This is a genomic window from Novosphingobium sp. Gsoil 351 (genome assembly GCF_009707465.1).
Lineage (GTDB): Bacteria > Pseudomonadota > Alphaproteobacteria > Sphingomonadales > Sphingomonadaceae > Novosphingobium.
In genome coordinates this window covers 3,465,462-3,487,915 of sequence record NZ_CP046120.1, presented here as the reverse complement: position 1 = coordinate 3,487,915, position 22,454 = coordinate 3,465,462, and the positions used below count along the sequence as shown (strand labels likewise).

Annotated in this window: 21 protein-coding genes and 1 pseudogene; 8 read left to right on the top strand and 14 right to left on the bottom strand. The window is 66.3% G+C overall.

All coding sequences use genetic code 11. From position 1 onward, the window contains the following. Nucleotides 1-4: 4 nt before the first annotated feature. Both GKE62_RS16765 and GKE62_RS16760 read right to left on the bottom strand, forming a co-directional pair. On the bottom strand, nucleotides 5-910 hold the full coding sequence (locus tag GKE62_RS16765) for a LysR family transcriptional regulator (RefSeq protein ID WP_154693230.1): 906 nt from the start codon (nucleotides 908-910) through the stop codon (nucleotides 5-7). 413 nt (nucleotides 911-1,323) lie between these two features. Then, nucleotides 1,324-2,304, bottom strand: coding sequence for a hypothetical protein (locus GKE62_RS16760; protein ID WP_154693229.1), 981 nt, complete (start codon nucleotides 2,302-2,304; stop codon nucleotides 1,324-1,326). Nucleotides 2,305-2,495: 191 nt separating this feature from the next. Between GKE62_RS16760 and GKE62_RS16755 the strand changes: the two genes are divergently transcribed. Then, a complete protein-coding gene (locus tag GKE62_RS16755; RefSeq protein WP_154693228.1) occupies nucleotides 2,496-2,780 on the top strand; it encodes a DUF427 domain-containing protein in 285 nt (94 codons plus the stop codon). On the opposite strand, the pseudogene rimO reads toward GKE62_RS16755, so the two are convergent. Next, a pseudogene (gene rimO / locus GKE62_RS16750) lies at nucleotides 2,777-4,143 on the bottom strand (30S ribosomal protein S12 methylthiotransferase RimO). The gene GKE62_RS16755 and the pseudogene rimO sit on opposite strands and share 4 nt — an antisense overlap. 128 nt (nucleotides 4,144-4,271) lie before the next feature. Between rimO and GKE62_RS16745 the strand changes: the two are divergent. After that, nucleotides 4,272-4,673: a DUF1761 domain-containing protein gene (locus GKE62_RS16745; RefSeq protein WP_154693227.1), complete on the top strand. Its 402-nt coding sequence runs from the start codon at nucleotides 4,272-4,274 to the stop codon at nucleotides 4,671-4,673. Here the strand turns inward: GKE62_RS16745 and GKE62_RS16740 are convergent. After that, nucleotides 4,630-5,667 carry an MFS transporter gene (locus GKE62_RS16740; protein ID WP_230207094.1) on the bottom strand — a complete coding sequence of 346 codons (1,038 nt, stop codon included), beginning with the start codon at nucleotides 5,665-5,667 and terminating at the stop codon, nucleotides 4,630-4,632. The genes GKE62_RS16745 and GKE62_RS16740 overlap by 44 nt on opposite strands. Then, entirely contained in the window at nucleotides 5,550-6,038 is a 489-nt protein-coding gene (locus GKE62_RS19235; protein ID WP_230206778.1) for a hypothetical protein, read from the bottom strand. The genes GKE62_RS16740 and GKE62_RS19235 overlap by 118 nt, the downstream gene beginning before the upstream one ends. Before the next feature lie 95 nt (nucleotides 6,039-6,133). On the opposite strand from GKE62_RS19235, the gene GKE62_RS16735 reads away from it, so the two are divergent. Beyond that, on the top strand, nucleotides 6,134-6,760 hold the full coding sequence (locus tag GKE62_RS16735; protein WP_154693226.1) for a class I SAM-dependent methyltransferase: 627 nt from the start codon (nucleotides 6,134-6,136) through the stop codon (nucleotides 6,758-6,760). Between the two features lie 36 nt (nucleotides 6,761-6,796). Here GKE62_RS16735 and GKE62_RS16730 read toward each other — a convergent pair whose 3' ends face one another. Then, nucleotides 6,797-7,612, bottom strand: a complete 816-nt coding sequence (locus GKE62_RS16730) for a glycerophosphoryl diester phosphodiesterase membrane domain-containing protein (protein ID WP_154693225.1) — start codon at nucleotides 7,610-7,612, stop codon at nucleotides 6,797-6,799. Nucleotides 7,613-7,677: 65 nt separating this feature from the next. On the opposite strand from GKE62_RS16730, the gene lipB reads away from it, so the two are divergent. Both lipB and GKE62_RS16720 read left to right on the top strand, forming a co-directional pair. After that, on the top strand, nucleotides 7,678-8,349 hold the full coding sequence (gene lipB, locus GKE62_RS16725) for a lipoyl(octanoyl) transferase LipB (RefSeq protein WP_154693224.1): 672 nt from the start codon (nucleotides 7,678-7,680) through the stop codon (nucleotides 8,347-8,349). Then, nucleotides 8,346-8,666 (top strand): hypothetical protein, encoded by a 321-nt coding sequence (locus tag GKE62_RS16720; protein WP_154693223.1) that lies wholly within the window; start codon nucleotides 8,346-8,348, stop codon nucleotides 8,664-8,666. The genes lipB and GKE62_RS16720 overlap by 4 nt, the downstream gene beginning before the upstream one ends. Before the next feature lie 74 nt (nucleotides 8,667-8,740). Here the strand turns inward: GKE62_RS16720 and GKE62_RS16715 are convergent, their stop codons facing one another. After that, the gene (locus tag GKE62_RS16715; RefSeq protein ID WP_154693222.1) at nucleotides 8,741-9,850 is read right to left on the bottom strand and encodes an alkene reductase; all 1,110 of its coding nucleotides are present in this window, start codon (nucleotides 9,848-9,850) and stop codon (nucleotides 8,741-8,743) included. Between the two features lie 135 nt (nucleotides 9,851-9,985). Here GKE62_RS16715 and GKE62_RS16710 point away from each other — a divergent pair, with 135 nt between their 5' ends. The 3 genes from GKE62_RS16710 (at nucleotide 9,986) to GKE62_RS16700 (ending at nucleotide 14,412) form a co-directional block, all read left to right on the top strand. Further along, nucleotides 9,986-10,900 (top strand): DMT family transporter, encoded by a 915-nt coding sequence (locus tag GKE62_RS16710; protein ID WP_154693221.1) that lies wholly within the window; start codon nucleotides 9,986-9,988, stop codon nucleotides 10,898-10,900. 43 nt (nucleotides 10,901-10,943) lie between these two features. Further along, a complete protein-coding gene (locus tag GKE62_RS16705) occupies nucleotides 10,944-12,746 on the top strand; it encodes a DUF885 domain-containing protein (RefSeq protein ID WP_154693220.1) in 1,803 nt (600 codons plus the stop codon). A gap of 121 nt (nucleotides 12,747-12,867) precedes the next feature. After that, the gene (locus GKE62_RS16700; protein ID WP_195908492.1) at nucleotides 12,868-14,412 is read left to right on the top strand and encodes a M10 family metallopeptidase C-terminal domain-containing protein; all 1,545 of its coding nucleotides are present in this window, start codon (nucleotides 12,868-12,870) and stop codon (nucleotides 14,410-14,412) included. A 56-nt stretch (nucleotides 14,413-14,468) separates the two neighbouring features. On the opposite strand, the gene nadA is transcribed toward GKE62_RS16700, so the two are convergent. From nadA to GKE62_RS16665, 7 genes are all read right to left on the bottom strand, one after another. Beyond that, nucleotides 14,469-15,476, bottom strand: a complete 1,008-nt coding sequence (gene nadA / locus GKE62_RS16695; protein WP_154693218.1) for a quinolinate synthase NadA — start codon at nucleotides 15,474-15,476, stop codon at nucleotides 14,469-14,471. 49 nt (nucleotides 15,477-15,525) lie between these two features. Continuing rightward, nucleotides 15,526-16,275, bottom strand: a complete 750-nt coding sequence (locus tag GKE62_RS16690; RefSeq protein WP_230206777.1) for a hypothetical protein — start codon at nucleotides 16,273-16,275, stop codon at nucleotides 15,526-15,528. 125 nt (nucleotides 16,276-16,400) lie between these two features. Next, entirely contained in the window at nucleotides 16,401-17,066 is a 666-nt protein-coding gene (locus tag GKE62_RS16685; RefSeq protein WP_154693217.1) for a DUF4230 domain-containing protein, read from the bottom strand. After that, a complete protein-coding gene (locus GKE62_RS16680; RefSeq protein WP_230206776.1) occupies nucleotides 17,048-17,887 on the bottom strand; it encodes an MBL fold metallo-hydrolase in 840 nt (279 codons plus the stop codon). The genes GKE62_RS16685 and GKE62_RS16680 overlap by 19 nt, the downstream gene beginning before the upstream one ends. A 110-nt stretch (nucleotides 17,888-17,997) precedes the next feature. Then, the gene (locus GKE62_RS16675; protein ID WP_154693215.1) at nucleotides 17,998-18,669 is read right to left on the bottom strand and encodes a glutathione S-transferase family protein; all 672 of its coding nucleotides are present in this window, start codon (nucleotides 18,667-18,669) and stop codon (nucleotides 17,998-18,000) included. A gap of 87 nt (nucleotides 18,670-18,756) precedes the next feature. Next, a complete protein-coding gene (locus GKE62_RS16670; protein ID WP_154693214.1) occupies nucleotides 18,757-20,223 on the bottom strand; it encodes a Ppx/GppA family phosphatase in 1,467 nt (488 codons plus the stop codon). Beyond that, nucleotides 20,220-22,379, bottom strand: a complete 2,160-nt coding sequence (locus GKE62_RS16665) for an RNA degradosome polyphosphate kinase (RefSeq protein WP_154693213.1) — start codon at nucleotides 22,377-22,379, stop codon at nucleotides 20,220-20,222. Before GKE62_RS16665 ends, GKE62_RS16670 begins: the two co-directional genes overlap by 4 nt. Between the last annotated feature and the right edge of the window lie 75 nt (nucleotides 22,380-22,454).

The following is a 22,454-nucleotide window of genomic DNA, read 5'->3' as shown; positions in this document are numbered from 1 at the left end:
TGCTTCAAGCATAGCGCGCCTCATCCGCAGGCCCGCGCCGCATCGTAGCCTCGACTTGTGCCACGACGCAGTCGATCACCGCGCGCACGTGCGGCTGCCGGCGGGCGGCGTCGGTGGTGACCAGCCAGCAGGTCGATTTGGGCGGGATAGGCGGCATCAGGCGGACGAGATTGCGGATGTCGTCGCCCATGATCGTGGGCAGCACCGCCGCCCCGACGCCCGCGCGAACCGCGGCCACGATGCTCGACAGCGCGTTGGCGCGCTGGACATACCGGGCATTGGGGACATTGGCCGCAATCCACTCGCCGATGTCGCCCAGCCGCTCGTCCGAATAACCGACCATCGGGTAGGATGCGAGCTCGGCGTGAGTGCAAGGCCGCCCCAACCGGGTGACCATTTCGCGACTCGCGTAGAAACATTCCTCGAGATCGGTGAGGTGGCGCACGACCAGCGATTCCTGCGTCGGTTTGCGTCCGAAGCGGATAGCCACGTCGGCGTCGCCGCGCGCCAGATCGAGCGGGAGGTCGCTGGTGACGATCTCCACCGAGATTTCGGGATGGACCTCACGCAGCTGCGCAAGCGCCGGGATAATCCAGGAATTCGCGGCGGACTCGACCGTGGTCAGCATCACCTTGCCCGACAATCGGCGGGTCTCCGCCTTCACCGCTTCGTCAAAGCCGATCACGGCGGCCTCGACCGCCTCGGCCAGCGGCAAGACCGCGCGGCCGCGCGACGTGAGTTCGTAACCGCTGGCGCTGCGCGCGAACAGCGGGGTGCCCAGCGTCTCCTCCAGCGTAGAGACCCGTCGCGAGACTGTTGCCTGGCTCACCCGCAGCGTGCGCGAAGCCGCCAGCGTGCTGCCGCTGCGCGCCACCGCCAAAAAATGGCGCAGATCGTTCCAGTCAAACAAAAGCCATCCTCCCGCGACCCGGTGAGGCTCTCGGCGCGGTTATGCATCCATGCATAACCGGTGCGCAATAACAGTGTTAACACTGGCGCCCCAAGCGCGCCTATCTCCTGGTCATCGGAAGCGACGCCAAGCCGACTTCCCCAACCGGAGTAACGATCATGACCAACCGCCTCAACGCCGCCTTCGCCGCCACGCTCGCCACCGCCTTCAGCTTCGCCTTCGTCATCGCCGCGATGCCTGTGAGCGCGCTGAGCGCGAGCGGGCTGGTCTGAGTGCCCCACCCCCAGGAGGCGGTTCCCCTCTCCCGCCCCCCGAAGCCCGGCAGCATCCTCGCTGTCGGGCTTCTTCGTTGGAGTGCCACGAAAAAGGGACGCTCGATGGGCGCCCCTTTCGGTTCGAGTAGATCCTGAGCCTCAGGCGTCGACAGTTTCCTTCTTTTCTACCTCCTGAGCCATCTTGCGCCAGTCGAACCCCGGCGCCAGTTCGGCGTCCTCCCAGCGATCGTTGTCCATCGACTGGAGCATGATCCTGGCGCGCTTGCGGCGGGCCTTGGCCGAAGTGAACGGGTTGTTCGCATCGGGCTCGGCGGCGACCATCCGGTCGAGCAGCGCCTCACGGTTGAGATTGAACGCACGGTCGTCGAGCGGCTGCGCTCGCTGAACCTTAGGCTCGCTCCACGACTTCAACGGCGTGAACGCGGGCGCGGCAAGCGTGGCATAACGCGGCTGGGGCAAATCGATGTTCCGCGGGGTCACCCGAGCCGGCTCCTCGATGTGTGTCGGCTCGACCGGCTGCGGCACCTCGGCGACGGGCACGATCGACTCACTCACCGGCTCGTAATCGGCGACGGCATAGTCGGGCTCGGCCCGGCGGCGGCGACGCGCCGCGGCGAATAGACCGATCGCGCCTAGACCCAGTGCACCGGCGAGACCGGCGAGCAGCAGATCTCTCGAGTCTTTCGAGGTCGCGGGCTCGGCGGCCGTGACAGGCGACGCGGCGATATCGCTCGGCAGCGGCTGGGTCTCGGCGATCGGGGGGACCGAGGCCGGTTCGCTGACCGGAGCCGCAGCCGTGGGGGCCGCAGCAGCAGGTGCGACACGCCTCACCGAAGTGACTGCAGTCTTCGACGTCGTACGCGTACCGGCCGCCTTCGAGGGCGCAGCACGCGGCGCGGACGGGGATTCGACCGATGCCGAGTCTGCGACCGGCGCGGGCGAAGCGGCGACCGGCGGCAGCACGATCGTCGGCGCGGGCGGAGCCACGGGCGCGGCCACGCTGGCCGGCGCTTCGGCTGCCGGCGCAGCATCCTGCGCCCAGATGGGGGTGGTTGACAGCGCCAAAACAGCGGCAATCGCGGTTCCGGCCAGGCGATGGGTAGTGGTGCGTTTGGTCATGTCAGGGGGGCCAATGGCGGTAGCCCCGATTCGGTTTCCCAGGTGCGGTACTTCCGAGACGAACGGTGGGCTTCCGGCGATGAGGCGACGCGTCGTGCTAATTCTTTCAGTTCGTTCATGATGTTCGACGCCGCACGGAATTGCGGTGTGGTAAACCCCAATTTCAACGCCAACGTCCCAGGAGTCCAATCATGCCGCAAGCCTGGTGGAACGGCCGCAAGATTGCCGAAAGCGACGCCACCGTGGTGGTCGAGGGCAACCACTATTTTCCGATCGAGTCGCTCGATCGCGATTTGCTCAGGGACAGCGCCACCACCTCGGTCTGCCCGTGGAAGGGCACCGCGCATTACTACACGCTGGCCATCAATGGTGCCGAAAACAACGATGCAGCGTGGTACTACCCCGACCCCAAATCCGCCGCCGAGCCGATCCGCGGGCGGGTGGCGTTCTGGAAGGGGGTGGAAGTGCGCGGCTAGGCGGCGATCACCCCGAACAGGTCGTGCGCGTCTGAGTCCTCAATCGTGGCGACGACGAAATCGCCGGGTCGCACTTCCGAACCGACATTTCGTAGGAACACGTTCCCATCGATCTCCGGCGCATCCGCCTGGCTGCGGGCGGTCGCGCCGATGTCGCCGTCTTCGTCGGGTTCACCCACTTCGTCCACGATCGCGGGGATCGTCCGCCCAACCTTGGCAGCGAGTTTGGCCCTGCCGATCCGCTCGGTCAGTTCCATCAAACGGGCGTAGCGCTCTTCCTTGATCGCCTCGGACACCGGATCGGGCAGGCCATTGGCGTGCGCGCCCGCTACCGGCTCAAACCGGAAGGCGCCGACGCGGTCGAGTTGGGCTTCCTCCAGCCAATCCAGCAAGTAGCGGAAATCGTCCTCTGTCTCGCCTGGGAAGCCGACCACAAAGCTACTGCGGATCGCGATATCGGGGCAGATCGCGCGCCAGTTCTTCAGCCTTTCGAGCACCTTGGCCTCGTTCGCCGGGCGCCGCATCGCCTTGAGCACCTTGGGGCTGGCGTGCTGGAACGGGATGTCGAGATAGGGCGTGAGCAGCCCCTCGGCCATCAGCGGGATCACCGCATCGACGTGGGGATAGGGATAGACGTAATGCAGCCGCACCCACGGCGTCTGGCCTTCCGGCGTGCGCAGCCCGCCCAGTTCGCGCGCGAGGTCGGTCATGTGGGTGCGAACCGGATGCCCCCCCAGTTGCGCTCCTCATGGCGCAAGTCGACGCCATAAGCCGACGTATCCTGGCTGATCACCAGCAGTTCGCGCGTACCCGCCGCGACCAGCTTCTCCGCCTCGCGCAGCACCGCGTCGATCCGGCGACTGGCGAGCTTACCGCGCAGCGAAGGGATGATGCAGAACGAGCAGGCGTGGTTGCACCCCTCGCTGATCTTCAGATAGCTGTAGTGGCGTGGGGTCAGCTTGACGTCGGGCTGCGGGATCAGATCGACGAACGGCCCCTGCCCTGGCGGCGAGGCTTCGTGGACCGCCTCGACCACCGCCTCGTACTGGTGCGCCCCGGTCACGGCGAGAACCGCAGGGAACTTTGCCCGGATCACGTCGGCCTCGTTGCCCATGCAGCCGGTGACGATCACCCGTCCGTTTTCCGCGATCGCCTCGCCAATCGCGGCCAGGCTTTCCTCCTTGGCCGAATCGAGGAATCCGCAGGTGTTGACGAGCACGACGTCGGCCCCCGCATAGTCGGGGCTCATCGCATAACCGTCGGCGCGCAGCCGGGTGAGGATGCGTTCGGAGTCGACCAGCGCCTTGGGGCAGCCGAGGCTGACCATCCCGACGCGGGGAGCCTGTTTGATCACGGTAGCCATGGAAAGCGCGGCCCATAGCGCGGTTTGCCTGAACAGTCACCAACCGCAATTTGCCATCGATCCACGACAGGCCTAGCAAGGGCGCGGGGCGAGATATAAAACATAAGAGTGCCAACGCGATGGGTCCGATGAACTGGCTAGCGGCGATCCTGGCCGCGGTGTTCGCATTCGGCGTCGGCGGGCTATGGTACGGACCATTGTTCGGCCGCGCCAAGCTGGAGGAGGTCGGCCCCGGCGGGCTGGCTGCGCGGCGCGCTCCGGCGCGCACCCTGAGCATCACCGCGGCGCTGCTGGTGGTCTCGGCAACGATGATGGCGCATATGTTCGCGCGCTTCGGCGAGGGAACTCTCGCGGCCAAACCGTGGCTCTATTTCATGATGAGCGGCGGCCTGGCGCTGGCCTTCGTGGTCCCTGCCCTGTTGATCAGCTACACCCACCAGCGGTTGTCGACGCGGCTGGCGCTGATCGACGCGGGATACTGGGTGGTCAGCTATCTGGCGATGGGGGTGGCATTCTGGCTGGTGGGGTGATCCCTACCAAGTCCGCATCGCGCTGGGTGCCCTTCCACGCCACCGCCAAAGTTGCCAGCATCAGCGCCGCGATGATCCCGAACGCGACGAATTCCCAATGGTTGTAGATCCACACCGCGATCGCCGGGGCGACGATATAGGCCGCGCCGTTGACAGCAGCGACCACCCCTGCCGACTGGCCCTGTTCGGCCCGGCTCACCGCCAGGCTCGCGCCCGCAGTGAACCCGGGGCGGAACAGCCCGAAGCCAAGCGAGGCAAGCGCGAAACCGATTGCCAGGGTGTGGAGATCGGCACCCACCGCCACCACCGTCAGGCCGCCAAGCGACAGCACCATTCCCCACATCGCCGCGGCTCGTGGACCAAGGTGAAGCACCGGGATCAGGCCCCACTGGGCCAGCAGCGTGGCCCCGGCGCCGGTCATCAGCACCAGCCCGATCGGCCCCGCGCCCGCCTCAGGCGTGGCCCGCAAGCCCAGCCGGTCGAGCAGCAGGAAACCCATCATCCCCAGCAGCATCGCCTGGGCATGGCCACCGAGCAGGCCGAGACCGAGCCAGGCGCGCAGGCGCGGGTCGCGCCAGCGAAGGCGCCTCGGTTCCTCGTCGAGCGGGCGCGCCTCGGCCAGTTCGTCGGTGTCGCCATCGGGATCGTCGACCACTCTGCGCGGGTTGGACGAGGCGCCGAACGGTGCGGCCATCACCTCCCCCCGGCCGGCGAAGCTGGGAGTGTCATCTGGCAGGCGCAGACGCAGCGCGATCAACACGACCACCGCGAAGATGGCGAACGAGAAGAACGGACTGACCAAGCCGACGAACGGCAGTATCAGGAATGGCGCCAGCGCCGGGCCGAGCACGGTCCCCAGCCCGAAGCTCGAGGAGATCAGGCTAAGTGCCTGCGTCCGCTCGGCCCGCCCGGTGCGACTGGCGACATAGGCCTGGACTGCAGGCGGAGCGGCCGAGCCAAAGCCGCCGTAAAGCGAGCGTGCCGCGGCGAACAGCAGCAGCGTCGCAGTGGTCCCGAACAGCCCATGCAACCCCCCATCAGGATCAGACCGCACAGCGCGAAGCTGAGCGTGAACCCGCTCAGGCCGATCGCCATCATCGCCTTGCGCCCGCGCCGGTCGCTGCGCCGCGCCCAGAACGGCGCCATCGTCATCCACAACACCGCCGACCACGAATAGGCGAGGCTGATCCAGAAATCGGGAACTCGTAGCCGGGTGCCGATGGACGGCATTACGCTTTGCATCGCGGTGTTGCCGGCGGCGGTCACCAGCATGACCAGAAACAGAAGGGTCAGGCGGTCTTTGGGCAGGCGGACGGTCGCTTCGTCGTCGCCGGCCATCGGCGTCCCGCTGCGGTGCATGTCCATGCCCGGGCGGTTAGTCCGACCCCGCGCGGCTTGCAATGGCCGGGCAAATTTGCCACGGGCGGCGCTTCGCCAAAAATCGGGGTTCGCAACCTTCCATGACCACAACCCAAACCGCCCCATCGCCGCTGGCGACGCGGATCAAGCGCCGGATGGAGCAAGCGATGGGCCCATGGGGCGTGTTCTTTAAGGGATTCATCAAGCATCCGGTGATGGTCGGATCGATCATCCCGTCGAGCCGCTTCACGATCGTCAAGATGCTCGCCCCTGTCAAATGGGACGAGTGCGACCTGTTCGTCGAATATGGTCCCGGCGTCGGCACCTTCTGCCGCCCGGTCCTCGAGCGGCTGCGCGGCGACGCCAGCCTGATCGTCATCGACACCAACCCCGACTTCATCGACTATCTGCGCAAGACCATCCGCGACAGCCGCTTCACCGCGGTCCTCGGCTCGGCGGCGGATGTCGAAAGCATTGTCGCGGCGCATGGCCACGACCACGCCGACTATGTGCTATCGGGTTTGCCGTTCTCGACCCTGCCCGATGGCATCGGCCCCGCAATCGCGGCGGCGACCCACCGCGTGATCCGCCCCGGCGGCGCGTTCCTGGTCTACCAGTTCAGCGCCAAGGCGCGCGATTTCATGGCCCGCCACTTCACCCGGATCGACCGCGGGTTCGAGGCGATCAACGTGCTGCCGGTGCAGTTGTTCTGGGGCTGGAAGGACTGAGGAAAACCCTCTCCCAGGAAGGGCCGAGAGTTCAGGTCACTCGAACGTCGCCTTCAGATCCGCCGCGGCGGGTCCGCCGAGCTGGCGATGGATAGCAGCGATCACGCCGGCAAAATAGACCACGCCCACCGCGCCGAGCGCACTGGAAAACACCGCGGCGATGATCCGTTGCGGCTCACCCGAGCTGGCCAGCGCCAGGATTAGCCCGACAATCACCATTACGATCCCGACGATCACCGCGAACAGGATCAGGATCAGCAGCAGGAAGCTGAAGATCCGCCAAAAGTTGCCTTGGGTCAGTCGCCACGAGCGGATCATCGCGGTCAGCGGATTGCGCACGCCTTCGACCGCGATCACCGGCGCGACGAGGATCAGGCGGAACACCAGAAACAGCATCGCCGCGGTGAGCACCAGCACGACGACCGCCGCCAGTACCGGCGAGATCACCGCCGCGACTCCGATCAGCAGCCCGCCGATCAGGCTGAGCCCGACCACGATGAGCACCTGGACGGCCAGATAGCTGAGCATTCCGGGCAGCCCACCGCGGATCGCTTCGCCCACCGTCGGTCGCGAGCGGTCGCGCATCAGCGTTAGAATGGCCATCAGACCCACGATCTGGCAGGCCGCGCTGACCAGGATGATCCACCACGAGTGCGCATAGAATGCGCTCATCGCCGCCATCATCTGGTCGCCTTTCATCCCGGGGATGACTTCGGGCTCGCCCGCAATCACTGCGACCGCCAGGCTGGGGAGCATGAAGAACACGCCCCCTAGCGCGAGGAGCACCTCGCGGTTGGCGGAGACGATCGCGCTCGCTTCCTTCCACGCCGCGTTGGTATCGAGTTTGACCACGTTCGTGCGCTCCCGTTTGCGGGGCCTTGATAAGCGGCGAGTTTGCCCTCACGCAAGCCGCGATCATGGCGCAGATAGATACCATCGAATGGCGCGGCGAGACTAGGCCCGTGCCCTATCGCGCGGCGCTCGCCGAAATGACCGCGCGCAACGCCGCGATCCACGCGGGATCAGCGCGCGAGCTGATGTGGCTGCTCGAACACCCGCCGGTCTACACCGCCGGGACTAGCGCCGCGGTGTCCGAACTGCTCGACCCCCGGTTCGAGGTGGTCGAGGCGGGGCGCGGTGGACGCTATACCTATCACGGTCCCGGCCAGCGGGTCGCCTATGTCTTGCTCGACCTGAACAAGCGCGCGCGCGACGTTCGCGGCTTCGTCCACGCGCTTGAAGGCTGGGTGATCGCCACGCTGGAAGATTTCGACGTCACCGCCTGGCGGGCCGAGGGCCGGGTCGGCATCTGGACCCGCGACATAACCGGCGGCGAGGCCAAGATCGGCGCGATCGGAGTGCGCGTGCGGCGGTGGGTGACGATGCATGGAGTGGCGGTCAACCTCGATCCCGATCTCGCCCATTTCGGGGGGATCGTGCCGTGCGGGATCGCCGAATACGGGGTCACCAGCATGGCCCGGCTGGGCAAGCCGGTTGCCAGCGCGGCATGGGATGAGGCAATGCGCGCACGGGCGCCCGAATTTCTCGCGGCGCTCGACCGGCCCTGCCCCGTGGAGGACTTGCCATGATCCATTCCCGGCGAACGCTGATGGCGGCGGCGCTGGCCTGCCTGATGGCGGGCGGGTGCGACAAGAAGGCGCCCGAGGGCAACAAAGCCACCGGCGAAGTGCTCGAAGGCACGATCAGTGACGCAATGATCGCCCCCGACAGGATCCGCGCCGAACCCCCGCTCGCTCCGCACACGGCGAAATCGCCGGGAGCGAAGGGCGACAAGGAGAAAGCCAAGCCGGACGATACGGTCAAGGACGCGCCCGAGCCCGATGCCGTGCCCACACCCGAGACATCCCCGATTCCCAAGCCTGCGGCCAGCGAACCCGCTGGATAATACGCCCAGCGCCCCGTGCCGCTACTCCGATCCGTTCATGTCCCGCGGGATTGGAATAGAGGTGTGTTGGGAGTCTAGTCCGCCGCAGCCGCCAGTGCCTGCTCCATCGGCGGGTAGTCGATGTAACCCTTTGGTCCGGGGCTATACCAGCTTCTGGGCGCATCGATGTTCTCGGCCCATTCCGCCCGCGCCGCGATCCGCTCCGCGAGATCGGGGTTGGAGATATAAGGGCGGCCGAAGGCGATGGCGTCGCACAGACCCTGGGCCACCGCCTGCTCAGCGCTCGCCGCGTCGTATTCCTGGTTCAGCACCAGGGGTCCCTTGAACAAGCTGCGGATCAACGGGCCCTGCTTGGGCACGTCGGTCTGCCCGAAAGTGCCGTCGGGACCCTGCTCGCGCAGCTCGACGAAGGCCACGCCGAGTTCGTCGAGCACCCGCGCCGCCTCGCCGAAGATCGCCGGCGGATCGCTGTCGTCGGCGCCCTGCGATTCGCCGTTGGGCGAGAGGCGGATCGCAACGCGATCCGCGCCCCAGATCGAAATCAGCCGCTCGAGCACTTCGCGCATCAGCCGCGTCCGATTTTGCGGTGAGCCGCCGTAGTCGTCGTCGCGCAAGTTGGTGCCATTGCGCAGGAACTGGTCGATCAGATAGCCATTCGCGCCGTGCAACTGCACCCCGTCGAACCCGGCGGCCTTGGCATTCTCCCCCGCGTGGCCGTAGTCGTCGATCACCCGCTGGATTTCGTCGATCGGCAACGCGCGCGCGGGTTCGTAGTCCTTGCGTCCGGTCGGGGTCCAGGCGTGACCGGGCGCGGTCGTCGCCGAAGCCGAGACCGGCGCCGCGCCGCCGAGGAAATCGGGATGGACCAGGCGTCCCATGTGCCACAACTGGAGCATGATCCGCCCGCCCGCGTCGTGGACCGCATCGGTCACCGGCTTCCACGCCTCGGTCTGCGCGGCGTTCCAGATCCCCGGCGCGGCGGGCCAGCCCAGGCCCTCGACGCTGATCCCGGTCGCTTCGGTCAGGATGAGCCCGGCGCCCGCGCGCTGGCGGTAGTATTCGACCATCATCGCATTGGGGATCGAGCCGGGGTCGGACCGGCCACGGGTCAACGGGGCCATGAGGATGCGGTTTGGCGCGTGAATCGCGCCGAGATCGATGGGCTGGAGCAGAGCGTCGGTCATCGGTGGCCTCTCGAAGGGGTAAGTTGCGTTTCGCCACGGATGGCCCGGCGCGGCGCCCCGTGCAACCCGAACGATGCTTGTCCGGCGAATAGTTTTCGCTTGGCCGCGCGGCGGCTCCGGCTAGGGCAAGTTGCGATGACGTCGCCGCCCCCGCCCCGCGCCACCCCGCTGCATTTCGCCGCGCTGCTGGGCGGCAACGCCGCGCTCGCGCTGGGGCCGTGGTTCGTGCGCGTGGCCGACACCGGGCCGGTCTCGGCGGCGTTCTGGCGGCTGACGTTGGCGTTGCCCGCGATTGGCCTGCTCGCGCTCGCCAATCGCCAGCGGCTGACCGGCCTGCCGTGGCGCGCGATCGCCTTCGTCATGGGCGGCGGGCTGTTCTTCGCCGCCGACCTGGCGAGTTGGCACATCGGGATCGAACGGACCCGGCTGGGCAACGCCACGCTGTTCGGCAACGCCGGTTCGGTGCTGCTGATGGGGTTCGGACTGATCGGGATGCGGCGACGTCCGCGCGCGGGCGAATGGGCGGGGACGGCCGCCGCGCTGGCCGGAGCGGCAATCCTGCTCGGGCGCAGCCTCGAAATCGGCGCGCGCACGCTCGCCGGCGACCTGTTCTGTCTGCTCGCGGGGCTGCTCTACACGTTCTACATCCTTGCTCTACAGCGCGCGCGCGACAGCCTGGGCAACTGGACGCTGCTGGCCTATGCCAGCCTCGCCGGGCTGCCGCTGTTGTTGGGTGTCGCCATGCTGAGGCATGAACCGTTCTGGCCCCACGCGTGGTGGGTGGTGATCGGCCTCGCGCTGTCTAGCCAGGTGATAGGCCAGGGCCTGCTGGTCTACGCGCTCAAGCACTTCACCCCGCTGGTCGTCGGCCTCACTCTGCTGACCCAGCCGGTGGTCTCGGTGATCGTCGGCTGGCTCGCGTTCGGCGAGACGCTGCTCCCGCTCGACGTCCTCGGCATGGCGCTGGTCGGTACGGCGCTGGTGCTCGCGCGGATCGGCGATGCCCCCGCCGCACGGGGTACGCGCGCGGCGCTATCGACGCCCGAATGAAGGGATGTTAGCCGTCTCGGTAAGACCGTTACGGGAGATCGCAATGAAACTTCGCCACGCCCTGCCGCTCGCCATCGCGGCGTTGACCTTGATCGCGCCGGCAGCCGCTCCGGCGAAACCGCGTCCAGTCGCGCACAAGGTTGCGGCGAAGGCCGCGAACGCTGCGTTCGCGGTCGTTTCCAAGCGCTACATCGCCGCCCGCACCCGGTTCAACCCGACCGAGGCGACCACGCTGGGCGAGCACCGCTACGACGCGCTGCTGCCCGATATTTCCGCCCGAGGCCGCGCCGCGCAGGAGGCTGAATGGCGCGCGCTGCTAGCAGCGATGAACAGGATCGACCGGGGCGCGCTGAGCCGCGAGAACCAGGTCGACTACGCGATGCTCGACAACCAGTTGCGCTACGATCTGTGGACCGACAACCGCCTTCAGGCGTGGCGCTGGGATCCTCAAATCTACAACAGTATCGCCTCTGGTGCGCTCTACGGCCTGGCCGCGCGCGATTTTGCGCCGTGGCCGCAGCGGCTCAAGAACGCCACCGCGCGGATGGAGGCTCTGCCCGCGTTCCTGGCCGAAGCCCGCCGCCAGCTCGATCCGGCCCGGGTACCCAAGGTTCACGCCGAAACGGTCGCCAGGCGCAATCCCGGCATCGTCGACACGGTCACCGACATGCTGGTCCCGCACCTCGGTGAGTTCGGCGCGACCGACCGCGCGCGCTTCGAGGCGGCGCAGGCCCGGCTCAAGACCGCGGTCGACGAGCATCAGAAGTGGCTCGACACCGTGCTCGTCCCGCAGGCGAAGGGCGAGTTCCGCCTCGGCCCGCAGCTTTACGACGAGAAGATGAAGTTCGCGCTCGAATCCAGCCTGACCCGCGCAGATCTCAAGGCGCGCGCCACCGCCTCGGTCGCCGCCATCCGTGGCCAGATGTACGCGCTCTCGCGCAAGGTCCTGATCGGCCGCACGGGCGCCCCGCCGCTGCCCGACCAGCCCTCCACCACCCAGCAGCAGGCGGCGATCGAGGCGGCGCTGGCGCTGTCCTACGCCCAGCGCCCGCCGCGCGACGGGCTGATGGACAAGGCCAAGGAGACGCTCAAACAGGCGACCGACTTCGTCCGCGCCAAGGGCTTCGTCGAAGTACCCGACACCCCGGTGCAGATCATCGAGATGCCGCGTTCGTCGTGGGGCTATGCGGTCGCCTATGACGACGCCCCCGGCCCGCTCGAGAAGAACCAGCCCAACTTCTACGCGATCGCGCCGATCCCGCCCGAATGGAGCGACGAGCAGGCGACCTCCTTCCTATCCGAATACAACGACTACATGATCCACGACCTGAGCATCCACGAGGCGATGCCCGGCCACTACCTCCAGCTCGCCCATGCCAACAGGTTCCCCGGCACATTGCGCGCCGTGCTCGGCTCGGGGCCGTTCGTCGAAGGCTGGGCGGTCTATGGCGAGGGGCTGATGATGGAGCACGGCTATCTCGACAACGACCCGCTGTATCAGCTGACCGTGCTCAAGATGCGGCTGCGCAGCGTGACCAACACCCTGCTCGACATCGGCATCCAAACCGAGGGCATGACCCGCGACCAGGCGATGGACCTGATGATGAACACCGCGTTCCAGCAGGAGCGCGAGGCGGCCGGCAAATGGGTGCGCGCCAGTTTGAGTTCGGTGCAACTGCTCAGCTATTTTACCGGCTACGAGGAACACCGCGAACTGCGCGCGGAAGCCGAGCGGCGCTGGGGCAAGGACTTCGACTTGCGCAAGTACAACGACATGGTTCTGGCCCACGGCTCGCCGCCAGTGAAATATGTTAGGGCGCTGCTGTTCGATATGCCGGTTATATAACCGGACGAAATATTTGCATAATTTGCGATCGGATGCTTGCCAACGCCGGTCTGCTCGTTACCAATCCCAGTTTCCAATGAAACGACTCCGTCGGTCGGCGGGTCGCCAGGGAGGACCACCGATGGCCAAACGGGAATTCAACGTCGATCAGAACATGCAGCTGCTTGCCGGCGACTCGGGTCCGCAGTCGCTCCGCTATATTTCACCGACGCAAACCGGAGTGGCCTTCAACGGGAAGCCTTACGCGACGCTCGACCAGGCCGCGCACAACCTGAATCGGACGGGCGATTTTTGGGCGGTGAATTCCAAAGGGGAAATCACCTACACCTTCCTCGATAAGGATCCGACCGGGCTCTACAATTCCCCCAAGTATGCCAACATCGTGGGCGACTATGTGGCCGGGTTCACGGCCTTCTCGACCGAGCAACGCGCCGCTGCGCGGGATTCGCTCCAGCTTTGGGACGACCTGATCGCCCCGCATTTCACCGAGAAGAACGGCAAGGGCGCGGCCGACATCAGCTTTATGAACACCAACACCGGTCCTGCACAGGCTGCGGCGTTCACCCCGTTCTATCAGGGCACCCACGGTAAGGAGCAGAAGATCCAAGGTGACGTTTTCATCAACCAGGATCAGGGCGACAACTTCGACCTTAGCTATGGCGGCTATGGCCAGACCACGTTGACTCATGAGATCGGCCACGCGATCGGGCTTTCTCACGTCGGTGATTACAACTTCAGCGACGACACCAACGGCGACGGAATCCCCGACCCGATCACCTACGGGGGCGACGCGTTCATCTTCCAGGATTCGTACCAGTATTCGATCATGTCCTACTTCCACGCCGGCAACACCGGCGCGAAGGGATGGGCGAACTGGAACACCGGATACGCGCAAACGCCGCAAACCCCGATGGTCCACGACGTCGCCGCGGTTCAGTTGATCTACGGCGCCGATCTGAGCACCCGCACCGGCGACACCACGTACGGCTTCCATTCGAGCGCGGGCCGCGAGGTGTTCGATTTCACCAAGAACATCGATCCGTTCCTGACGATCTACGATGCGGGCGGGCACGATACCCTGGACCTGAGCGGCTGGTCGCACCCGTCGATCCTCGATTTGCGCGATGGCGCATTCAGCTCGGGCTTCGGCTCGGAAGCCAACGCTGCGCAACTCAATCCGCTCTACGGCGTCAATTTCTCGCAGGCGACGTGGACCGCGATCTTCGAAGGCCGAACCGGCAACCCCGGCTACCTCTCCGAGAACATCGGCATCGCCTATGGGACGATTATCGAAGACGGCAAGACCGGATCGGGTAACGACATCCTGCGCGGCAATGCGGTCGACAACAAACTCGATGGCGGGGCGGGCAACGATAACCTCAACGGCGCCGAGGGTTCCGATACACTGACCGGGGGCGCGGGGAACGACACGTTCGTGTTCGCCAAGTATGGTCCCAACGACACCTCGATCGATACCGTAACCGACTTCACTTCGGGTCAGGACAAGTTCGATTTCAGAGGCTTCACTGGGGTAAAGGCTGCGAATGTTCAGATCGATAACGCCCATGATATGGTGCACGTCGATACCGATCTGAACGGCAGCTTCGAGACCACGATCGTCTTCCATGGCACCGACATGGTCGTTGCGGACATTATTTTCGGCTGATTCGATCAGACCAAATCGGGCGCGTCCGGGGCACCTTGGGCGCGCCTTTTTTTGCGTCAGATCGCCGCCCTGAACGGCATCGCCCCCAGATCGCCCATACCCACCGTCCCGCTGGCCATCTCCAGCATCCGGTCGAGGCTCTTCTTCGCCGCCAGGCGCAGCGGTTCGGCGATTTCGATTCGTGGCTGCAGGTCACGCAGCGCGACGTAAAGCTTCTCCAGTGTGTTCAGCGCCATGTACGGGCAGATGTTGCAGTTGCAGTTACCGTCCGCGCCCGGCGCGCCGATGAAGGTCTTCTCCGGGATCGCCAGTTCCATCTGGTGGATGATGTGGGGTTCCGTAGCCACGATCAGGGTGTCGCCCTCGAAGGTCTTGGCGAACTGGAGGATGCCGCTGGTCGATCCGACGTAGGTGCAGTGATCGATGATGTGCGGCGGGCATTCGGGATGCCCGGCCACCGGCGCGCCGGGGTGCTTCGCCATCAGCTTGAGCAGCTCGGTTTCCGAGAACGCCTCATGGACGATGCACACGCCGGGCCATAGCAGCATCTCGCGGCCGAACTTGCGGTTGAGATAGCCGCCCAGATGGCGGTCGGGGCCGAAGATGATCGGCTGGCTTTCGGGAATCTGCGACAGGATCGTCTCGGCGCTCGACGAGGTGACGATCACGTCGCTCAGCGCCTTCACCTCGGTCGAGCAGTTGATGTAGGTCAGCGCGATGTGATCGGGATGCGCCTCGCGGAAGGCCTTGAACTTGTCGGGCGGGCACGAATCCTCGAGGCTGCACCCGGCGTCGAGATCGGGCAGCACGACAATCTTCTGGGGCGAAAGGATCTTGGCGGTATCGGCCATGAACTTGACCCCGCAGAACGCGATCACCTCGGCATCGGTCGCCGCCGCCTTGCGGCTGAGTTCGAGGCTGTCGCCGACGAAATCGGCGAGGTCCTGGATTTCGGGGCGCTGGTAGTAATGCGCGAGGATCACCGCGTTGCGCTCGTTGCGCAGCCGGTCGATCTCGGTGCGAATGTCGAGGCCGGTGAGGTTTTCGCGAGGTTGGGCGGTCATCATAGTCCCCGAAGGAGCGGCGGCTCCTTCGGGGTAGATAGGGCGGGGGTCAGGCTCCGGCAATGCCCGCTGCGAGCACGATCATCGGGGGGAATTGCGACAGGGTTTCGACTAGGAGGTGGTCGATAACGATCACCAGCATAGCTGCCAGGGTGGCCGGATGGACGCGGGCGAGCGTGCGCCGGTCATGGCCAACCAGGAATGCGAGCGCACCGAGTTGGATCGCCAGCGCAACCCATTCGCCCCACCCGCCCATCAGCGGCATCGGCAGCGTGCGACCGAGCGCGGGTTCGAGCAGCAGCGCGGTCGAGCCGATCATCAGGCGGCGGTGCCAGTCGCTGCGACGGCGCAATGCGACCGCCCACAACACCATTGCCGCTACCAGCACGACGCCGACGTTCACCAGCGCGAGGAAATAGGCGGGGGTGAAGAACGGCGGCACGATCCCGTCGCGCAAGGCGGCAGTCCCGGCCAGGCTGCCAACCACCGGCAGGGTAGCAAGCACCACCAGCGAGATCCATCCCAGCCGGCGATGAAGCGCGCGGTTGCCGCTGGCCGCAAGCCACGGTTGGGCGACAGTCAACCCGAGCCATGCGACCATGACAGCGGCGTGGGCGTGAATTTCCCACCCAAACTTACTAAGCGGCGCCATCCCGCGCAGGTCGAACTGGGCGAACGCGATAAAAATGAAGATCGCCAGTCCGGTCGCGTAGCGGGCGAAGAATGCGCTCTCGGCATCGAGAGCGCGGAAGCGGCGCGGCGCGAAGCCGCCCGCCAGATCATCAGCATTGGTTGCCATCGTAACTTTCCATCCAAACGATGGGGCGCCCCTAAGCCGACTGAGGCTATGCCGCGATGAGGAAAGTCACAAATAAAATCGGGTCGGCCGATTCGCTCCGCGAACCGCAAATCACGCCCGACTGATTACTTTGGCGCCGCCTCCCCATCGAACCGCACGCGCACCTGCACGTCGCCAAAACCCGCGACTTGCAACGGAATCGCAAGGTTCTGGCGGATCGCATCCTTGGCCGCGCCGCGTGCGATGCCCATCAGCACCGGGTTGGCGGCCGCGTTGGTCGCCTGTTGTTCGGCCAGCAGCGTGGTGTTGCGGTTGAGTTTGTCCTGCGCCTCTCGGGTGATGAATACGCCTTCGCGCAAGTATTGCGCGCGGGCCTCGTCGAGGTTGGGGCGACTCAGCGTGAGCGCGGGCAACTGGACGTCGAGCGTCTTGGCCGCCTCGTTCCACGCCAGCCGGTCGCGGTTCATCGCGGAAAGGTCGAGCGTGTAATCGACCCGCGCCGGGATCACCGCGACCTGCTTGGATTTGACCAGCCCGAAGTAACGAACGTCGTCGCTCGCCACCACCGGTACGAGCTGCGCGCTGAACACGGTCAGGCGGTTCTGCTTCTCAAACGCGACGAGGCTGGTGGCGAGCGGATCGCCGAGCTTTTCAGGCTTGAATACGTGCCAGGCGAGCACCGCCAGCGCAGTGAGGAACAGCAACCATGGCAGCGCCGAAACGCGCGCGACGTTTTGTTCGCGGCGCGCATCGGGGACCAGCGTCGCAGTGGCTAGTTTGGGATCGTCCATATCTCTCCCGAACGGACGACGCGACCTTGTCGTTCCAGATCGACAAGGTGCGCAAGTACCGAACGCCCTGCGGCACCTCCCAACCGCGGATCGAGGCCCTTGTACATCTTGGGCACCATCGCGGCGATCCGTTGCGGCCCCTCGCCCAGCAAACGCACAATCTGGCTCTCGCGCTGGCGGCGATGGCCGAGCATGCCGCGCACGAGCTGGCGTGGGTTGTCCACCGCCGGGCCGTGCGCAGGGTAGAGTACCCGGTCGGCGCGGTCGTGGAGCTTTTGCAGCGACTGCATGTAGGCTGCCATGTCGCCATCGGGGGGCGAAACTACGGTGGTCGACCAGCCCATCACATGGTCCCCAGTGAACAGCGCTTCGCTTTCAAGCAGCGCGTAGCACAGATGGTTCGAAGTGTGCCCTGGGGTGGCGACCGCCTCGAGCGTCCAGCCGTCGCCGCTGACTCGCTCGCCATCGGCCAGGATCCGGTCGGGGCGATAGGTGGGATCGAAAGCAGCATCGGCCCGCGGCCCGTCGTCGGTCAGCACCAACGGCGCGCAGCCAACGATTGGCGCCCCGGTAACGGCCTTGAGCGGCGTGGCGGCGGGGGAGTGATCGCGGTGAGTGTGCGTGCACAGGATCGCGACCAGTCTGGCTTCGCCGATCGCTTCCAGGATCGCGCCAACGTGGCCCTCGCCGTTGGTGTCGGCATGCCCCACCTCGCCGGTCCCTGCCGGCCCTGGGTCGATCACTGCGACTTCGCTGCCCGCGCCGACGATGTAAGTCTCGGTGCCGGTGAAGGTGTACGGGGACGGGTTGGGCGCGAGCACGCGGCGGACCAATGGTTCGACCTGCTCGGCCAGGCCCGTCGGCCAGGGTTTGGGGGGATGTCCGCCATTATGACAACCTCACCCGATCTTGAGGAGAGTGATGATGCAGATCATGCATTCACGTCGGCATAATGACTTGGCGGCTGAATGACGTCCATCCGCTCGGCCAGCAGCGGGCGGAAACTGGGGCGGCTCTTGAACACCGAATACCACCCGCGCGCCTGCTCGTGGTTCGACCAGTCGATTCCGCCGAGATAGTCGGCAACCGATATCTGCGCCGCCGCCGCAAGGTCGGCCAGGCTCATCGTCGCCCCCGCCAGCCACGGGCGGTGATCGATCAGGTAGTCGATGTAGTCGAGATGCTCGTGCGCTAGCTTCATCGCCTCGCGCAGCGACCGCGAATCGGGCGACTGGCGATAGACGATGCGCTTCTTCATCCGCTCGTTGAGCAGCTTCTCGGTGACGTCGGCGTAGAAGTTCTCGTCGAACAGCGCGACCAGGCGGCGAATTTCGGCGCGGTTGGCGGCGGTGCCGTTGATCATCGGCGCCTTGTCGATGGTCTCCTCGAAGTATTCGCAAATCGCACGGCTGTCGATGAGGACGATCCCTCGCTCGGTCTCGCGCAACACCGGGGTGCGGATCGCGGGGTTGAGGTTGCGAAACTCGTCGCGCGCTTCCCACGGATTTTCGCGCCACAGTTCATAAGCTACGCCCTTTTCCGACAGGAGCAGGCGAACCTTGCGGCTGAATGGGCACAGCGGGAAATGGTGGAGTTGCCACATGCCAGGTGGCTATGGACGAGAGGCGGGCCGAGGCACAAGTGACTTGCCCAATCAAATTGCCGTTCGTGGAATGCCCGGAACTTGTGGTCAGGCCAGCACCGTCGCGCCCGAAAGACCCAATGCCGTCGCCAAGCGTGCGGCGCGGCGCTCGACCGTCGCGTCGAGCAGCGCGGCGTGGCCAGGAGGAAGGGTGACGACCAGACGGCCCTCCTCGCGCGCCATTCGAGTGGCTCCGAGCAGTGCGGGCGCGCCGCCTGCGATCCGTTGCGCCAACCGCATCGCCAGTCCCCAGGCCTTGGCGCGGCTCAGACGTTCCTGATCGGCGAGCTCGGCAAGGATCGGCGGGGGCGCATCGCCGCTGCCGCCCATCCCGACGAACAGCGCCATGGCCATCGTTGCGCGCTCGGCAGCGGTGATCCCGGTCCAGTTGCCGTGGAGCGCCATCTCTTCTCCGCCCAGCGCGCGGAATTCTGGATTGGACGACCACCCGGTGCCGCGCAGCAGGCACACCGCGTTGCGCAAGCGCGTGAGGTCGTGCGCCTCCTCGCCGAACAACTGGTCGAGCCAGGCGCATAGTGCGTCAGAGTAACCGGGCACCTGCTGCTGCGCGGCGGCCATGAACCGCGCGCCTTCAATCAGGGGATCGCGCGCGCGCTCCTCTGCATCGAGCCGGGCGAACAGCAGCCCCTCGCGCAGTCCGAACGCCGAGACCACGCAACGGTCCGGTTTCAGCGCCTCGCTCAGTTCGGCGAGCAGCGCTCCGGCATCGCCGATCTGAGGCAGGCGCGAGGACTTGACGCCGGGCACCGCGTTAAGAGCGGCAGCGCTGGTAGCGGCGAGCGAGCGCCGCATCGGCTTCACCTCGCTCGCCGAAAAGCCGTAGTTGGCGATCACCGGCAGCGGAAACCCGGCGAGGTGCATGTGCAGCCGCGCCAGCGTGCGCCATGATCCGCCGACCAGATAGAGCGGCTTGCCGATAGCCTGCTCGCGCCATGCCAGGCCGCGCACCGCCTCGGCAACCGCGCGCTTGAGCTTTGCCGGACCTTTCGCGCGCAGCGAGGCGACCCGCATCGCGCCGAGCGGAAACGACGCGCTCTCGCCAACTTCGCCATCGGCGACGCGGACAAGTTCGAGCGATCCGCCGCCCAGATCGGCGACCGTCCCGTTGGCACTCGGAAGCCCGGCGATCACTCCGAAACCCGCCGCCCTTGCCTCGCCAGCGCCGTCGAGTATCCGCGCGGGCAGGCCCAGATCGCGCACCGCGGCCAGGAACTCCTCGCCGTTTTCCGCCTCGCGCACCGCGGCGGTCGCGACCACGTCGAGGGAATCGAGGTCCATCGCCCGGATCAGTTCGGCGAACCGCGCGAGCCCCGCCAGCGCCACCCGGACCGCACCCTGATCGAGCCGGCCGGACGCAACCACCCCGCGTCCCAGCCCGGCCATCAGCTTTTCATTGTAAAGCACCACGGGCGCGCGCGGAGCGCCGCCGAACACCACCAGACGGATGGAGTTGGAACCGATGTCGACGATGGCCTGCTGGCGGGGAGCGCTCACCCGCGGCGGTGTAGTGTCAACTTCGGCACCGCGCCACCCTCGCCCAACGACTCTCCACGACCGGAAAGCGACGGATTGGTCATGAAGTAGGTGTGGAGATTGAACGGGCGCTTGCCGGGCACGACCTTGCGGTAGGTGCCGTCGGGCAGCATTTCCCAGCTCTGCTCGTCATCGAGCAGGTTCGCCAGCATCACCTGTTCGAGCACCTGGTCGTGGACCGTCGGATTGCGCAGCGGCAGCGCGTATTCGACCCGGCGGTCGAGATTGCGGCTCATCCAGTCGGCCGACGAGATATAGACCTCGGTCCTCGCGCCGGGCATCGCCGCGCAATTGGCGAAGGCCCAGACGCGGCTGTGCTCGAGGAAGCGGCCGATGATCGACTTGACCTCGATCGTGTCGGACAACCCCGGCACGCCGGGACGCAGGCAGCAGACCCCACGCACGATCAGCCGTATCGGCACGCCAGCCGCGCTCGCTTCGTAGAGCTTGTCGATCACCCCCCGGTTGGAAAGCGCGTTCATCTTCGCCCAAATGCCCGATGGCTTGCCCGCGCTTGCGTTCGCGATTTCGCGATCGATCAGCGCGTAGAGCTTCTCGCGCAGGTTGAGCGGGCCGATCGCCAATTGTTCGAGGCGCTGCGGTTCGATGTAGCCGGTGATGTAGTTGAACACCTCGGCGGCCTCGGCCGCAAGCTGGGGGTCGGCCGTGAAGAAGCTGAGGTCGGTGTAGATCCGCGCGGTCACCGGATGATAGTTGCCGGTCCCGAAGTGGCAGTAGCTGCGAATGGCCTTGCCCTCGCGGCGCACCACCAGGCTGATCTTGGCGTGGGTCTTGAGCTCGATGAAGCCATAGACCACCTGCACGCCGGAGCGCTCGAGCTGGGCTGCCCAGTGGAGGTTCTGCTCCTCCTCGAACCTGGCCTTCAGCTCGACCACCGCGGTTACCGACTTGCCCGCCTCCGCCGCGTCGCACAGCGCGCGGATCACGGCGCCCTGCTTGCCCGCGCGGTAGAGCGTCTGCTTGATCGCCAGCACATCGGGATCGCCCGCCGCCTGGCGCAGGAAGGCGAGCACCACGTCGAACGATTCGTAGGGGTGGTGGACGACGATGTCCTTCTCGCGGATCGCCGCGAAGCAATCGCCGTCGTGCTCGCGCACCCGTTCGGGAAAGCGCGGGGTGTAGGGCTCGAACTTGAGCTCGGGCAGGTCGATGTCGACGATCTGGGCAAGGTCGGCGATCCCCAGCAGGCCGTCGGTCTCGCTGATCATGGCATCGTCACCGCCCAGCTCGCGCGCGATCAGGCTGGCGAGTTCGGGAGGAATCGCGCTCTCGGCCTCGAGCCGGATCACACGGCCGCGGCGGCGGCGCTTGATCGCGCTGCGGAAATAGCGGACGAGGTCCTCGGCCTCCTCCTCGATCTCGATGTCGCTGTCGCGGACCACCCTGAAGGCGGCCGAACCGACCACCTCGAACCCCGGAAACAGCGCCTCGCTGAAATAGCGCAGCACCGTCTCCAGCGCGACGAAGCGCGGGCGGGCTTCGTCGAACTGATAGAACCTGGGCAGCGCCGCCGGCAGCATGATCAGCTCGCGCACCGCCTCGCCATCGGCCTTGCGCTTCAGCTCGAACAGAATCGACATCCCCAGGTTGGGAATGAACGGAAACGGGTGCGCGGGATCGAGCGCCTGAGGGGTGATGATCGGCAACAACTGCTCGGCGAAGAACCGTTCGAGCTCGCTGCCCTCGTCGCGGGTGATCTCGTAGAGTTCAAGCACCCGGATCGCATGCTCCCCCAGCGCGGCGTGCAGTTCGCGCCACAGGGCCTGCTGGTCGGCCATCAGCGCGTCGGCTTTGGCGGTGATCAGCGGAAGCTGCTGCGACGGGGTCAGCCCGTCGATCGAGCGATCCTCGATCTTGCGCAATTGCTGGCCGCGCAAGCCCGCGACGCGGACCATGAAGAATTCGTCGAGGTTGGTCCCGCTGATCGACAGGAAACGCAACCGTTCGAGCAGCGGATACGAGGTATTGGCAGCCTCGGCGAGAACGCGGCGGTTGAAGTGCAGCCAGCTCAGTTCGCGGTTGAGAAAGCGCGGTTCCTCGCCAGCCAATGCCGGTGCCTCGTCCGCTACGGCGGCGGTCGCGCGTTCAGTCAACATGCCCCCGTTCGATTACTCCTGACGGGGATGGTGCGGCAAGGTTGCAGTTTTGTGACCGGCGCCAGTCCCGATCCA